Below are 15,860 nucleotides of genomic sequence, written 5' to 3'. Positions count from 1 at the left end.
TTACTTTGCAAAAAAACAGTCGTGAATTACCTTTCGGTAGAAAATATAGCTAAATCTTACGGAGAACGGGTTTTGTTCTCAGATATTTCATTTGGTATTAACAAAGATCAGAAAATAGCCTTCATTGCTAAAAACGGAACAGGAAAAACCTCATTACTAAATATCCTTACCGGTAAAGATACTCCCGATACAGGGCAGGTAGTTTCCCGTAAAGGTATTCAAATAGCCTTTTTACCTCAGGAACCCAATCTCTCTCCGGAGAACACCGTAGAAGAAACTATTTTTAGTTCAGATCATAAAACCTTAGAAGTTCTTCATGCCTATGAACAGGCCCTTTTGAACCCGGAAAACACAGACCGCTACCAAAAGGCATTTGAGCAAATGGAGATACATCAGGCCTGGGACTTTGAGACCCAGTACAAACAAATTCTCTTTAAACTTAAACTCGAAAACCTCAACCAGAAGGTAAAAACCCTCTCTGGTGGCCAAAAAAAAAGACTGGCTCTGGCATCGGTTATTTTAAGTAAACCAGATCTTCTAATACTGGATGAACCCACCAACCATCTTGACCTTGAAATGATAGAGTGGCTGGAGGAATATTTCGCAAAAGAAAATATTACTCTTTTTATGGTTACCCACGACAGGTATTTTCTGGAAAGAGTGTGCAATGAAATTGTTGAACTAGACGAAGGCAAGCTTTATAGTTACAAAGGCAATTATTCCTATTTTCTGGAAAAAAAAGAAATTCGCATGCAGGCCGAAAAAGCTTCACTTGAAAAAGCCAGGAACCTGTATTCAAGAGAACTTACCTGGATGCGCAGGCAGCCCAAAGCCCGTACCACCAAATCCAAAAGCAGAATAGATGATTTTCATCAGATAAAAGAACAGGCACAACAGCGAAGAAAAGAACATAAAGTAGAATTAGAGATCAATATGCACCGGTTGGGAAGTAAGATCGTGGAACTTCACAATCTGTCCAAAGCTTTTGGAGATAAGAAAATTCTGGAAAAATTTACTTATGTATTTAAAACAAAAGAGCGTATAGGTATTATTGGTAAAAACGGTACCGGCAAAACCACTTTTTTAAACCTGCTTACAGGTGCTTTACCTCCCGACTCCGGAAAGGTAGTAATAGGTGAAACAGTTAAATTTGGATATTATTCCCAAAAAGGCTTAGATATTACTCCCGGCCAGAAAGTAATTGATGTAATTAAAGCCTATGGAGAATACATCCCATTGACCAAAGGGAAACAAATATCAGCCGCTCAACTTCTGGAACGATTTCTTTTTGACAGGAAAAAGCAATATGACTATGTAGAAAAGCTAAGTGGGGGCGAGAAAAAACGACTTTATCTGTGTACAGTACTTATTCAAAACCCCAATTTTCTAATACTGGACGAACCCACCAACGATCTGGATATTGTTACTCTTAATGTTCTCGAAGCCTTTTTGCTGGATTTCCCCGGTTGTCTTATTGTAGTGTCTCACGACCGTTATTTTATGGATAAGATTACCGATCACTTATTTATATTTAAAGGCGATGGTTACATCGAAGACTTCCCGGGCAACTATTCAGATTTCAGAGCATATGAAGAAAGTACCCCCTCTGCAGAGACCCCTCAGGTAAAAACAGAAAAGAAAACATGGCATAGAGATAAGAAAATCACCTTATCCTATCATGAACAGAAAGAATACAAAAAACTGGAAAAAGAGATACAAAAGCTGGAAAAAGACAAACAAACATTAGAAAGTGAATTTGCCAGTAATGCGTGGTCAGGCACAGAAATAAATGAAAACTCCATTAAATTACAGGAAATACTTAATGATATTGAACAAAAAACAGAAAGGTGGTTTGAACTATCCATGAAACTTGAAGAATAGCAAACTATGGGTAAAAACTTGTTTTACATGGTCAGAGCCTATTTTCGCTATCTTTTTCGTTCCGTAAATCAGCATGGCATACACTCGCCATTTGTGTATGACCTGGTTACCAGGTGTTTTTACAATAGTACACCCCATACCAGTTACAACACCATAAACCAGTATCGCAAAAAACTTCTCAAAGATAAAAGCACCATACTTATTACTGATTTTGGTGCAGGATCACGCGTATTTACATCTCAAAAAAGAAAAGTTACTCAGATAGCCCGAACCGCTGGTATATCTTTAAGGAATGCTTACTTGCTAAATCGTATCATACGTTATTTTAATGTACGTACCGTATTGGAATTGGGTACTTCCCTGGGTATAGGAAGTTGTGCCATGGCTTCGGCACATGACCAATGCTTTGTAACCACTGTAGAGGGGTGCTCAAAAACTGCTCAGGTAGCTCAAAACACACTGGATGCATACAAAATTTACAATTGTAAAGTTGTTAACAGTACTTTTGATGCCTTTCTCGATTCCCTTACCAATGAGAAATTTGATCTCATTTATATAGATGGTCATCATAGTAAACAACCTACCCTGCGTTACTTCGAAAAGCTCATTGCACATACGGGAAAGAACTCATTATTGATTTTTGACGATATACACTGGTCCTCCGATATGGAAAGCGCATGGAACACCATCAAAACCCATTCAAAAGTGACCCTTACTATTGACATTTTCTCTCTGGGGCTTGTATTTTTTAAAGAAGTAAAAGCCAAACAACATTTTACCGTTAGGTTTTAATACTAAGCAAAAGAATAAAAAACTTTAAAACCCTTATTTTTGCATGTCACCATGCATAAAAGCATAGCATCATAAAAACACATCATGAAAATATACACAAAAACAGGAGATAAGGGAACCACTGCACTTTTTGGAGGGACCCGCGTACCCAAACACCACATTCGAATTGACAGTTACGGAACCGTTGATGAACTCAATTCCTGGATAGGGCTGTTACGAGATCAACCTGTAGATGAATTTACGGCCAATACCCTGATCCATATTCAGGACCGGCTGTTTACATTAGGTGCCATTCTTGCTACTGATCCTGAAAAAGCAGTACTTAAAAGCGGTAAAGAGCGGTTGAACATCCCAAAAGTTACCGAAGAAGACAGTAAACGGCTCGAGAAAGAGATAGACCAAATGAATACAGACCTCCCCCCTATGACACATTTTATATTACCGGGCGGCCATCCTGCCGTGTCATTCTGTCACATTGCACGCTGTGTTTGTAGAAGAGCCGAACGTATGGCCACACAACTCTATGAAAATGAACCATTTGACGAACGTGTACTTAAATATTTAAACCGGCTTTCAGACTATCTTTTTGTATTGGCACGAAAATTGTCCCAAGATTTAAAAGCCAATGAAATTAAGTGGATCCCTGAAAAGCAGGACTAATTCACCATACGGGTAGGTTGGATTACAGATTTTTACTGAATTAACATACCAGAAGCAAAGTTCTTATAAATAATGTGTAATTAATATATTTTTTACTTGACTTTTTCGTATAAAAATTTATTTTTGCAAAAATTTAAACCGTGTAGCATATGTATTGGACCTTAGAACTGGCATCCTACTTAAGCGATGCTCCCTGGCCAGCGACAAAAGATGAACTAATAGATTATGCTATTAGAACAGGTGCTCCTCTGGAAGTAGTTGAAAATTTACAATCCATGGAAGATGAAGGAGAGATCTACGAATCGATCGAAGAAATCTGGCCAGATTACCCTACAGAGGAAGACTACCTCTGGAATGAAGATGAATATTAAAGATATCAAGAATTAAAAGCAAAAAGTCTCATAGGAGGCTTTTTTTTTGCTTAATTTTGATCTATAATCAATATACCATTATGAGCTTATTAAATTCCGTAATCAAGATATTTGTAGGAGATAAAGCGAAGAAAGATATTAAGGAAATACAGCCTTTAGTTGATAAAATTAAATCCTTCGAGTCTGGCCTTACAGCACTCTCCCATGATGAGTTGAGAGAAAAGACCATAACTTTCAAAGAGAAAATAAAAGAAAACAGAAAAGAGGTTGATACGCGTATTCAGGATCTTAAAGAAGAAGCCAATACCACAACCGATATAGATCGTAAAGAAGATATATATTCTGAAATTGACAAACTGGAAGAAGAAGCGTATAGATCTACCGAAATTCTTCTCAATGAGTTATTGCCGGAAGCCTTTGCTGTTATTAAAGAAACCGCCAGACGGTTTAAAGAAAATGAAACCCTCACAGTTACCGCTACTCCTTACGACAGAGAGCTATCAGCAACCAAAGATTTCGTGTCACTGGACAATGATACTGCTGTCTGGAGCAATTCGTGGGATGCCGCCGGCAAAGAAGTTGTCTGGGATATGGTACATTATGATGTACAGTTAATAGGAGGTATTGCCCTGCACCAGGGTAAAATAGCAGAAATGATGACCGGTGAAGGAAAAACACTCGTAGCCACGTTACCCGTATATCTCAATGCACTTACCGGTAATGGGGTACACCTGGTAACCGTAAACGATTACCTTGCCAAAAGAGATAGTGCCTGGATGGGCCCTCTTTTTCAGTTTCACGGGCTCTCTGTAGATTGTATAGACTATCACCAGCCTAATTCTGATGCCAGAAGAAATGCGTATGAAGCCGATATTACCTATGGCACCAATAACGAGTTTGGCTTTGATTACCTCAGGGACAATATGGCCCATTCCCCTTCAGACCTCGTACAACCCAAACATAATTATGCTATTGTAGATGAGGTTGATTCTGTTCTTATTGACGATGCCAGAACCCCCCTTATTATCTCAGGACCCGTACCGCAGGGAGACCGTCATGAATTTAATGAGCTTAAACCCAAAATATCAGATCTGGTAAGCAAACAGCGTCAATACTTAACCGGAGTGCTCGCAGAGGCCAAAAAACTCATAAAAGAAGGAGACACCAAACAAGGAGGCTTATTGTTGTTAAGAGTTCATCGCGGACTCCCCAAAAACAAGGCGCTTATCAAATTTTTGAGTGAAGAAGGCGTAAAACAACTACTTCAAAAAACTGAAAATCACTATATGCAGGATAACAATCGTGAAATGCATATAGTAGATTCAGAGCTTTTATTCGTTATCGAAGAAAAAAATAACCAGATAGACCTTACTGATAAAGGTATCGAGTACCTTTCCGGAGATACTGATCCAGAATTCTTTATCATGCCCGATATAGGTTCTGAGATTGCCAAAATAGAATCGCAGGAATTACCCATAGAAGAAGAAGCTGCCCTTAAAGAAGAGCTTTTCAGAGATTTTGGTGTAAAAAGTGAACGTATTCATACCATGAACCAGCTTCTCAAAGCATATACCCTTTTTGAAAAAGATGTGGAGTATGTGGTGATGGATAACAAAGTCATGATCGTAGATGAACAAACCGGTCGTATCATGGATGGACGAAGGTATTCAGACGGTTTACACCAGGCTATTGAAGCTAAGGAGAATGTTAAAATAGAAGCAGCCACCCAAACCTTTGCAACTATTACCCTGCAAAATTACTTTAGAATGTACAGCAAGCTTTCCGGTATGACCGGAACCGCTGTTACCGAAGCAGGTGAATTCTGGGAGATCTACAAACTGGATGTAATGGAGATCCCAACCAACCGGCCCATTGCAAGAATAGATCGCGAAGACCTTATTTATAAAACCAAACGGGAAAAATATAATGCCGTTAGTGAAGAGATCGTAAAACTCGTGCAACAAGGGCGTCCCGTACTCGTAGGTACCACATCTGTTGAGATATCTGAGCTTCTGGGTAAAATGCTCACTCTAAAAAAAATACCTCATAATGTACTTAATGCCAAACTGCATAAAAAAGAAGCCGATATTGTGGCCGAAGCCGGTAAAGCAGGAGTAGTAACCATAGCCACTAACATGGCTGGCCGGGGTACAGATATTAAGCTATCTAATGAAGTTAAAAAAGCCGGCGGACTCGCCATTATTGGTACAGAAAGACATGATTCGCGAAGAGTTGACAGGCAGTTAAGAGGACGTTCAGGTCGTCAGGGAGATCCCGGTAGCTCACAATTCTATGTATCTCTCGAAGATAACCTTATGCGATTGTTCGGATCAGACCGGGTAGCAAAAATGATGGACCGTATGGGGCTTAAAGAGGGGGAAGTTATTCAACACTCCATGATGACCAAGTCTATAGAAAGAGCCCAGAAAAAAGTAGAAGAAAATAACTTCGGTGTGCGTAAACGACTGCTTGAATACGATGACGTTATGAATGCTCAACGGGAAGTTATCTACAAGAGAAGACGCCATGCTCTGGAAGGAGAAAGACTAAAGGTAGATATCGCCAATATGATATTTGATACCGCAGAAATTATAACCGATACCAATAAAGCTGCCAACGATTATAAAAACTTTGAGTTTGAACTTATCAAGTATTTCGGTCTTACCGCTCCCATTTCAGAAACCGATTTTGGAAAAATGGGAACCACCGAGATTGCCCAGGCCGTTTATAAAACCAGTTATGAAAGGTATCAGGAAAAAATAGAAAAAAGTGCCAAAGCCGCCTTTCCGGTTATTAAAAGCGTATTTGAAAATCAGGGCGATCAATACGAAAGGATCGTAGTACCGTTTACAGACGGCACTAAAACCCTTAACGTGGTAACTAACCTAAAAGAGGCCTATGAAAGTAAAGGTGCACGACTTATTACCGATTTTGAAAAAAATATCTCTTTGGCCATTATAGATGAAGAATGGAAAACCCACCTTCGCAAAATGGACGAGTTAAAACAGTCTGTTCAATTAGCTGTTCACGAACAAAAAGACCCCTTGCTCATATACAAGTTTGAAGCATTTGAATTGTTTAAAGCAATGATAGACCGGGTTAACAAAGATATTTTATCTTTTCTGTTTAAGGGCGAACTCCCTAACCAGAACGCAGATACTATACAGGAAGCCCGGGTTAGCCGAAGACCAAAAGAAAACCTGCAAACCTCAAAAGAAGAAGTACTCAACAGTGATGAACTTGCCGCCCGTAATCGTGCAGTAGGCCAAAGTGCAGGAGGTGGACGCCCCCCGGTAACCGAAACTATTGTAAGGGAACGTCCTAAAATAGGGCGTAATGACCGCGTTATAATAAAAAACGTAATGACCGGAGAAAATAAAGAAATGAAATACAAGCAGGCACAGCCTCTTCTGGATAAAGGCGACTGGGTGTTAGTAGAAGAATAAAATATGAGCGCGTCATGAAAGCACTTATATACCCATAAAAAAAAGGAGGTGAGTCCTCACTCTCACCTCCTTTCTCATACTAATCATTAAAGATCAATAAAACACTAACTAAAAAAACAACAATTAACAAAAACTAATCAAACTATATTTAATTCAATATTTCAGGGTTTGAATACACATACTTTCTTTTTATATACAGATCTATAGCGCGGGTAGCTGCAAATTTCCTCAACACTTCAAAAAAAGAACGATCTCTCTTCACCTGTTCAAATAAATAAGATTTATACACCCAGGGTAACGTCTCTAACAACTGTTTTTTTCCTTTCACTTCTGCCCACAATATCTGGGTTCCTATATCTACGTAAATCGACACTTGCTCGTATGCTTCGTATGAATAACACCTTGTTAGAAAGTGCGGTGAAAATTTATGATTCAATTCTTTACTCATGCTTGACAAATTCTTATTTCAAAAGTACATCGATCTTCTGTTTGCCCTACTCTGTAATCGTTAACCTGAAGATATCTGAAGACCAATGGAAGGAAACCTTCTGTAAACGGTTTATACCGCTTTTTTTTTTGCGTAAGTAAGTAACCGTTTGTATAGATCTGAAAGAAGAAAATGCTTTTTTAGTACACAAAAATGAAAAAAGCATCATTTAATCTGTTTTTTTGTGATCTTAACTAAAATTTATCACAAAGCTTTTGATAAAATCAAAAAAAAATTATATTTGCCCAGCTTTTCCCCATCTCTTTATTAGATTAAAAATGCCCCACATTCGTTTTCGAATTATCTCGCGATAGTTCAGAGAATGCGTTTGCGTGGTGTTGACTTATTTATAGGTCAAATTCAAGCGAAAATATCGTATTAATGTAGTAGTTTAAATTGATTAATATAGCGATGGGGAGTGACTTTATATAAAGTGGCTCCCTTTTTTTATTCTTGTTGTAATTTCTCATATAACGTATATTTGATAGAATTAAAAGGAATAAGCCATGGAGACCTATGCCACTGCCTTACTTATAGCCATTCCGGTATTTCTTATATTGGTTATTGCAGAAATACTGTACAGTCATTACACTAAAAAACAATTTTACACCCTAATGGATACCGTTTCCAGCCTTAGTTCCGGTATCACCAATATTATTAAAGATACTTTAGGGCTTGCAGTTATTCTGGTATCTTATCCATATTTATTAAAAAACCTGGCCTTATTTGAAATGCAAGCTTCCATACCAGTATATATAGTTACATTTGTTATTGTGGACTTTGCCGGTTACTGGAACCACAGACTATGCCATAAAGTAAATATATTCTGGAATCAACATGTTATTCATCATAGCAGCGAAGAATTCAATCTCGCCTGTGCCTTAAGACAATCGGTTTCTAACATCATTGGTTACTTTCCTTTGTTGTTAATTCCCGCAGCACTGTTAGGTGTTCCTGAGAAAGTTATAAATATAGTGGCCCCTATTCAACTGTTTGCCCAGTTTTGGTACCACACACGCCATATAGGTAAATTGGGATGGCTGGAATACATAATCGTTACTCCTTCACAACATCGGGTTCATCACGCCATCAATCCGGAATATATTGATAAAAACTTAGGACAGATATTTTGTATCTGGGATCGTATGTTTGGCACCTTTCAGGAAGAAAGAAAAGATATTCCACCCGTATATGGTGTACTTAAACCGGCAGGTACCTGGAACCCGATGATTATTAATTTTCAACATTTCTGGAGGATCTTCAAAGATGCCTGGCGCACTAAAAACTGGCTGGATAAGCTCAGGATATGGATCATGCCTACAGGTTGGCGACCAGAAGATGTAAAAAAGCAATACCCTGTAGAAACCATTAAAAATGTATATAACTTTAAAAAATATGCTACCCACACCACACCTGCATTTTCATATTATACCATCTTTCAGCTTGTGGGCACCACCTTTCTTTTATTGTTTTTGCTTTATAATTTTGGAGAACTCACCACACAAAACCTTTGGATATACGGTTTTTACATTTTTATTTCAGTTTTTGGTTATACCTCTTTTATGGACGGAACCCTGGTGGGTGTCATCACCGAAATAACACGGTCTTTAATAGGTATTGGCATTATCCTGTTAACGGGAGACTGGTTTGGTATAAATGACTCAATTCCCTACGGGTATATATGGACAATGCTTTATTTTGTAGTTACCATAGTCGCTACTCTGTATTTTTCCAATGCCAATAAAAAACAAACTTCAAAACTCGCACTGTAATTCACTCAGATCAAGAAATTATTTATGAAAAAAATTTACATTCTAGTATCCCTTTTGCTATGTTGTACCCAGTATCTGGAGGCACAGGAATATTTTCTGAAAAAATATATGCCTTTTAATCCTCAAATACCTTCCCCTGAAGAGTTTTTAGGATATCCTGTAGGGCAACAGCATACGCGCCATGACCAAATAGTCGCATATCTGAAAACACTGGCTACACTCTCTGAAAAAGCTTCTATCTATGAATATGGGAAAACATATGAAGGCAGACAACTTGTTATGCTAACCGTGACTGCTTCTCAGAACATGGAACAACTGGAGCAATTAAAAGAGCAGCATCTTGCTTTTACCGATCCGGACAAAGAAGTTACCAATTACAATGAAGTACCTGTTTTTATAAACCTGGGGTATAATGTACATGGCAACGAACCTTCCAGTTCTGAAGCATCTATGCTTACCGCATATACCCTTGTAGCATCTAATGCACCTGAGATTAAAAAGTATCTTCGGGAGGCCGTTGTATTTATTGACCCTACCATAAACCCTGACGGAAGGGACCGCCATACCCAATGGGTTAACAGCTATAAAGGCAGTCCTTTGGTAACAGATCCACAAGATGCAGAACACAATGAATACTGGCCCGGGGGAAGAACCAACCATTATTGGTTTGACCTTAACCGCGACTGGCTGCTCGCCATTCACCCCGAAAGCAGAGGAAAATTGAACTGGTATCACCAATGGTATCCCAATGTAGTTACCGATTTTCATGAAATGGGCACAAATAGCACTTATTTTTTTGAACCTATGAAGGCCAATGGTTCACTTAACCCCATAATGCCTAAGGAAAACTATAATGACCTCAACAATGCATTTGGAGAGTATTATGCTAAGGCACTGGACAGTATTGGCTCTTTTTATTTTACAAAAGAAGTTTTTGACGGTACCTATCCGGGATATGGTTCCTCCTACCCCGATCTTCAGGGTGGGCTGGGCATCCTTTTTGAGCAAGCCAGTTCACGGGGACATGCCCAAAAAACAGCTTTTGGAGAAATTACCTTTCCCTTTACTATTCGTAACCAGTTTCTATCTAGTATTACCACAATAAAAGCTGCCGTAGAAAACAAGGCACTACTTAGAAAATACCAGCAAGACTTTTTTAAAAGCGCATTAAAAAATGCGGCTCGTAGTAAAACCACTGCTTATACTTTTAAAGAAACTCACGACAAGAACAGGCTTAAAGCCTTTATAGATAAACTACTTATTCACAAAATTAAAGTATATAGGGATCCTTCAGGTAAAGACGCGTTTGTAGTACCAACAAAGCAACCGCAATATCGCATGGTTCAATCCTTTTTTGAGACTTATAAAACTTACAGGGACAGTGTGTTTTATGATGCTTCTGCATGGTCTGTAGCCAACTTTTATCATATTAATTACGAAGCTTCCACTAAAAAAGTATCCTTAGGGGAGCCTGTAAAAACTCCCGAGAGTATCTTTTCGCCAACTCCTCCGGTTCGTTCAAACTATGCCTATATAGTTGATTATAGTGATTATAATATTTTTGCATTTATTTATCATTTACAATCCAAAGGAGTTAACCTTGGTACTGCGTTCAAGTCATTTTCTGCCGAAACACATCTGGGCACAAAAAGTTTTGCGCACAACGCACTGGTCATACCCGTAGCACTGCAATCCATGACCGGCGATTCTCTTTTTAAGATTATTGACAACGCAGCAAAAACCTTTAATATATCTGTTTACAATGTCTCCAGTGGTTATAACCAGGGAGGTATTGATTTAGGTAGTCAATATGTAAGGCCAGTTCAAAAACCAAAAGCTTTTATGCTTATAGGTGATGGTGTACGACCGTATGAGGCCGGTGAAATCTGGCATCTTTTAGATCAGCGTGTGCATATGCCAGTTACCAAGATCCCCATGCGCAATTTCCATCAAGTCTCTTTGGAAAAATATACTACTATGATCATGGTATCGGGCAGTTATCACCAGTTAGATTCTGTACAACGCAAACGTATATCAGACTGGGTTGCCAAAGGCAATACCCTTATCAGCATAGGTACAGCCTCCAAATGGCTTATCGATAAAAAGATGGTTAATGAAAAACTTACTAATCCTATACCGGCAGACTACACGAAGTTGGACTCTCTGCAACGTAAACGTATAACGGACTATTTACTCGCGAATAACAATACTCTGGTTAATGTAGGCACTCTTATTAATGATAAGATAGTAAAAGAATGGCTCACAAATTCTGAAAATCAAAAAGAAGACGGTACTTCTAAAAGACAACCGTATGTTAATGCACCAGAACTCTTAGGAAAAGAACGTCTGGGAGGTGCTATTTTTAAGGTTTCACTGGATGTAACCCACCCTTTAGGTTTTGGGTACACACGTTCAGAAATACCGGTCTATAAAAACAATGAAGTATGGCTGGCACCTTCTGAGAATGTGTTTTCTACCGTAGCACGGTACACTTCATCTCCTCATATAGACGGCTTTATAAGTGCTGAAAATCTGGAAAATTATCTTAAACCTTCCTCTTCCCTTATCGTGAGTCCGCTTGGAAAAGGAAGAGTAATTCTTTTTGCAGATAATCCTAACTTTAGGGGGGCGTGGTACGGCACTAACCGATTGTTCTTAAATGCTTTGTTTTTAGGCAATCACATACGTGTTCCCGAATAATATTAATATCAGGGTAAATTGAACAGTAAATTTGGGTTGGGGCAATTGGCGAGGTAGCGGTTCTTTTCATGAACCGTGGTAACACCGGGATAATCTCCGCTGCATCCGTTTAAATTTTCAATGATCTGAAAATGAAGATGCGGGGCATAGTTTACGTTTTCTTCCGGTGTTCCTAAAGTAGCTATGGGTGTTCCTTTCTTAAAAAGTTTACCAGGGTAGAGTCCTTCTAACGAGGTACGGGATAAATGGCCAAAAAGTGTATAAAAGCGAAAGTTGTCAACCTCATGGTATAATATAATGGTAGGTCCGTAATCACCGGAAGTGGCATTGTCTTTAAAACTATGTACTTTTCCATCCAAAGGAGTCAATACGGTAGTTCCTGCGGTACACCAAAAATCCATCCCTAAATGAACCGTGCGGGCTTCTGTGGCCGCATTACCAAACAGATTTCGGTTTTTATATAGATCCCTATTTTCATTGTATCCGCCATAGGCTACCTGTGCATGTCTCTTCAAAAGAAATGTGTTTAAATAGCTTTCCATACGGTAAGGGTCTGTAAGGATGTCTGTCGTAATAGCCGTATTATGTACTGAAAGGTCTAAAGGCGTGTACTTTGTACGTTCTATGGATGCATCCATAGGCAAAACCGCTTCTTTTGATAAGCACTTAAGTAATTGTGATAGATTTTCTGTCATTACTTTTGATAAACGTCAAGTGATCGGTCAAAACGAGATTTGAATAAATACATTTGTAGTAGTACCAATACAAGGGTAAGGATTATAGAATACGATATCCATCCGGATAGGGAGTATTCTCCAAAAATGGTAAAATCCAGCCGAGGCAGACTGAGGGAAGGCCATGAAATATATTTGGATAGAAATTGTGAACCTTCTGCGAAAAATGAACTTCCCACAAGAATAGCAAAAGCGCCCGCAATCATCCACCACACAGGTGCTGAAATTAGCGGCTTATACGTTACCGTTTCCATTTCCACTCTCTCAAGATTGAGCATTACATTGCGTGCAAAGTTTTCCGAAGGTTTATCTAGCCCGGCTTCCTTTACCAAAGCTTTTATTTGCTCATCAAAATAGTTCTCTTCATTTTTCATAATACTCATAACTTTAAGATCGCTTCCTTACCTTTTAATATCTCTAAAAGCTTTTTACGGCTTCGATACAATCGTATCTTAATAAGATTCTCTTTGAGTCCTGTAACTTCTTTTATCTCTTTCAAAGATAACTCTTCATAATAATATAACGTAATTAACAATTGATCCTTCTTAGTTAATTTCGCAATGGCACTCTTAATCAACATCTTACGATCAATATCTTCCAGAAGGGACAAGGCATCCTCGCTTGAATCTTTTATGGTCGCTACCACATCCAGATCATTTACCGGCAATTTTTTTTTCTTCTTGAGCCTGTCAAGACACAGGTTATATGTAATTCGATATAACCAGGTAGAAAAACGGGCATCTCCTTTGTAAGACGGTAGTGCACGAAACGCTTTAATGAAAGCTTCCTGGGCCATGTCTTCTGCTTCTTCTGTATCCTTCAATAATTTACGTGCTATGGTAAAAACCATATCCTCATATTCTTTAACCAAAAATGCAAAGGCATCGGTATGGCCTTGTAATGTCTGATCGATATAGTGTTGGTCTGATGGGTTAGTCATTTGTCTATAAGACTCTGAATACTCTTTTAAGGTTACAGTTTTACAGAAAAAATTTTTTTGACACCATATGTAACCTCATTGCTCATTAAACAGTCATACCTATAAAACAAATTAATAACCTTTTAAATTATATACTATGCCTGCAGAAGTGATTATTTTCGTAAGTCTTTTTTTGGTAATCTTTGGGATATTTTATTTACACTATTCCACCCGTAATAAAGAACGTCTTGCTCTTATAGAAAAGGGAGCCGATGCTTCCATATTTGTAAGTTCCAGAAAACGCGCAACACCTTCTTTTTGGAAAATCCTGATACTCAATCTTTCGTTATTGTTAATGGGTATTGGTATAGGTGTGTTTGTTGGTTCTATTGTACATTACGGTATGGGGGTAGATGAGGAAATAGCATATCCCGGCACTCTTTTCCTTATGGCCGGAATTGGATTATTTACCGGTTTTAAACTGTCTAAAAACCTGAGTTAAACTACCATCAATACAAAAAAACAACAGTTTAAAGATGTAAGTGCTGCCATAGGCAGCACTTTTTGCATATACAAATCTTAACATAATTTATAAATGATTTACGTAAGGAATTTAGTAATATTAAGACCGTTAATGTCCAAAATCTTATATAACGATGAAAAGATTATCATTAAATTCCCTATTCACAATTTTGTTGTTTTCAATGCTTTCATGCCATTCAAACACCCACACGAAAGAACAGCCCGTAATGCAGGAAGCAATAAAACCCACCCAACTCTCATCTTATGAAACTGCCTATTTTGCGAGTGGTTGTTTTTGGTGTGTTGAGGCTATTTTTGAAAGCGTAAAAGGTGTTAAGGAAGTAATTTCCGGATATTCCGGGGGCAAAGAGCCTAATCCCACATATGACCAGGTGGGCAGAGGGTTTACCACACATGCTGAAGCTGTTGAGGTGTATTACGATCCTGACGTGGTGAGTTTTGAAACGTTGGTTGAAGTATTTTTTGGTTCTCACGATCCTACTACACTTAACCGACAGGGACCGGATCGCGGGCCTCAATACCGCTCTATTGCCTTTTACAAAAACGAGCGTGAAAAAAATATTATCACTGATTATATAAAAAAGCTGGAAGATGCCGGCACCTATTCAAAAAAAATCGTAACCGAAGTAGTCCCCTTTACTGTTTTTTACAAAGCAGAAGATTACCATCAGGATTTTGAAAAAAGACACCCGAATAATGCTTACATTAGAAATGTCTCTATACCGAGGTTGCGAAAATTTCAGGAAAAGTTTCCTGAACTACTTGCCGAAAAGCACTAAAAAGAGATACTGGTTATCGACACCTCTTTTTTGTTATATTTAAATTATGAAACTTTTTTGGTACGGATGTCTGCTTTTACTGGCCGGTTGTTCTTCTCCTGCGAAAGAAGACCATCAGCTTATCACAGTAAAAAAGGCATTGAGGGCTCCCGTAATTGATGGGAACTCTGAGGATAATGTCTGGGAACAGGTTTCATGGCTTCCTCTGGACCAGCGATGGCTGGGAAAGCCATATTTAGCTACAGATTTTAAAGGTCGCTATAAACTCACCTGGACTCCTGAGGCTCTATACCTCCTGGTAGAGATTACTGATGATGTTTTATTCGACCAGTATAAAGACCCGCTTTATTTGTGGTGGGATGACGATTGCATTGAGATCTTTATAGATGAAGATAACTCGGGAGGTGAGCATCAGTTTAATCATAATGCTTTTGCTTATCACATAGCATTAGATGGCAATGTGGTTGATCTGGGGGCCGATAAAAAACCACATCTCTATAATGAACATATCACCTCAAAACGTATTACTCATAATACTGTGAGCATCTGGGAACTTAAGGTATATATTTACGATGATACTTTTAAAGACGGAAAAACATCAAACCCTGCGAGATTATATCCCACGAAGAAAATTGGATTTACACTGGCCTATTGTGATAACGATAGAAGCGAAGAAAGAGAGAACTTTATTGGCTCTGTGTATATACCGGGAGAAGATAAGAATCAGGGATGGGTCAATGCCCATGTTTTCGGTACACTTAATCTAATTGAGTAGA

At 38.5% G+C, this 15,860-nt stretch carries 14 protein-coding genes; 10 read left to right on the top strand and 4 right to left on the bottom strand.

Annotation, left to right across the window (positions count from 1 at the left end; translation table 11 throughout):
• Positions 1-21: 21 nt before the first annotated feature.
• The 5 genes from WAO84_RS03870 (at position 22) to secA (ending at position 7,150) form a co-directional block, all read left to right on the top strand.
• Positions 22-1,881 carry an ABC-F family ATP-binding cassette domain-containing protein gene (locus tag WAO84_RS03870; protein ID WP_340063735.1) on the top strand — a complete coding sequence of 620 codons (1,860 nt, stop codon included), beginning with the start codon at positions 22-24 and terminating at the stop codon, positions 1,879-1,881.
• Positions 1,882-1,908: 27 nt separating this feature from the next.
• A complete protein-coding gene (locus tag WAO84_RS03865; protein WP_340063734.1) occupies positions 1,909-2,673 on the top strand; it encodes an O-methyltransferase in 765 nt (254 codons plus the stop codon).
• An 84-nt stretch (positions 2,674-2,757) separates the two neighbouring features.
• Positions 2,758-3,333, top strand: coding sequence for a cob(I)yrinic acid a,c-diamide adenosyltransferase (locus tag WAO84_RS03860; RefSeq protein WP_340063733.1), 576 nt, complete (start codon positions 2,758-2,760; stop codon positions 3,331-3,333).
• A 149-nt stretch (positions 3,334-3,482) separates the two neighbouring features.
• Entirely contained in the window at positions 3,483-3,704 is a 222-nt protein-coding gene (locus WAO84_RS03855) for a DUF2795 domain-containing protein (RefSeq protein ID WP_072315425.1), read from the top strand.
• Between the two features lie 80 nt (positions 3,705-3,784).
• Positions 3,785-7,150 (top strand): preprotein translocase subunit SecA, encoded by a 3,366-nt coding sequence (secA, locus tag WAO84_RS03850; RefSeq protein WP_340063731.1) that lies wholly within the window; start codon positions 3,785-3,787, stop codon positions 7,148-7,150.
• Positions 7,151-7,298: 148 nt separating this feature from the next.
• On the opposite strand, the gene WAO84_RS03845 is transcribed toward secA, so the two are convergent.
• Positions 7,299-7,523, bottom strand: a complete 225-nt coding sequence (locus tag WAO84_RS03845; RefSeq protein ID WP_340063730.1) for a hypothetical protein — start codon at positions 7,521-7,523, stop codon at positions 7,299-7,301.
• Positions 7,524-8,143: 620 nt separating this feature from the next.
• Here WAO84_RS03845 and WAO84_RS03840 point away from each other — a divergent pair.
• The gene (locus WAO84_RS03840; protein ID WP_340063728.1) at positions 8,144-9,409 is read left to right on the top strand and encodes a sterol desaturase family protein; all 1,266 of its coding nucleotides are present in this window, start codon (positions 8,144-8,146) and stop codon (positions 9,407-9,409) included.
• A 24-nt stretch (positions 9,410-9,433) separates the two neighbouring features.
• Entirely contained in the window at positions 9,434-12,109 is a 2,676-nt protein-coding gene (locus WAO84_RS03835; protein WP_340063727.1) for a M14 metallopeptidase family protein, read from the top strand.
• Between the two features lie 8 nt (positions 12,110-12,117).
• On the opposite strand, the gene WAO84_RS03830 is transcribed toward WAO84_RS03835, so the two are convergent.
• The 3 genes from WAO84_RS03830 to WAO84_RS03820 are packed head-to-tail and all read right to left on the bottom strand — an operon-like array spanning position 12,118 to position 13,783.
• The gene (locus WAO84_RS03830) at positions 12,118-12,804 is read right to left on the bottom strand and encodes a peptidoglycan DD-metalloendopeptidase family protein (RefSeq protein WP_340063726.1); all 687 of its coding nucleotides are present in this window, start codon (positions 12,802-12,804) and stop codon (positions 12,118-12,120) included.
• Positions 12,804-13,226 carry a hypothetical protein gene (locus tag WAO84_RS03825; RefSeq protein ID WP_340063725.1) on the bottom strand — a complete coding sequence of 141 codons (423 nt, stop codon included), beginning with the start codon at positions 13,224-13,226 and terminating at the stop codon, positions 12,804-12,806. The genes WAO84_RS03830 and WAO84_RS03825 overlap by 1 nt, the downstream gene beginning before the upstream one ends.
• Positions 13,223-13,783, bottom strand: a complete 561-nt coding sequence (locus tag WAO84_RS03820; protein WP_340063724.1) for an RNA polymerase sigma factor — start codon at positions 13,781-13,783, stop codon at positions 13,223-13,225. Before WAO84_RS03820 ends, WAO84_RS03825 begins: the two co-directional genes overlap by 4 nt.
• Positions 13,784-13,919: 136 nt before the next feature.
• On the opposite strand from WAO84_RS03820, the gene WAO84_RS03815 reads away from it, so the two are divergent.
• The 3 genes from WAO84_RS03815 (at position 13,920) to WAO84_RS03805 (ending at position 15,859) form a co-directional block, all read left to right on the top strand.
• Complete coding sequence (locus tag WAO84_RS03815) at positions 13,920-14,264, top strand: DUF6249 domain-containing protein (RefSeq protein ID WP_340063723.1); 345 nt, start codon at positions 13,920-13,922, stop codon at positions 14,262-14,264.
• A gap of 154 nt (positions 14,265-14,418) precedes the next feature.
• A complete protein-coding gene (msrA, locus tag WAO84_RS03810) occupies positions 14,419-15,084 on the top strand; it encodes a peptide-methionine (S)-S-oxide reductase MsrA (protein WP_340063722.1) in 666 nt (221 codons plus the stop codon).
• A 46-nt stretch (positions 15,085-15,130) separates the two neighbouring features.
• Positions 15,131-15,859 carry a sugar-binding protein gene (locus tag WAO84_RS03805; RefSeq protein WP_340063721.1) on the top strand — a complete coding sequence of 243 codons (729 nt, stop codon included), beginning with the start codon at positions 15,131-15,133 and terminating at the stop codon, positions 15,857-15,859.
• Position 15,860 lies beyond the last annotated feature (1 nt).

The organism is Ascidiimonas aurantiaca, from assembly GCF_037646345.1.
Taxonomy (GTDB): Bacteria; Bacteroidota; Bacteroidia; order Flavobacteriales; family Flavobacteriaceae; genus Ascidiimonas; species Ascidiimonas aurantiaca.
This window is presented reverse-complemented; position numbering and strand designations above follow the sequence as displayed.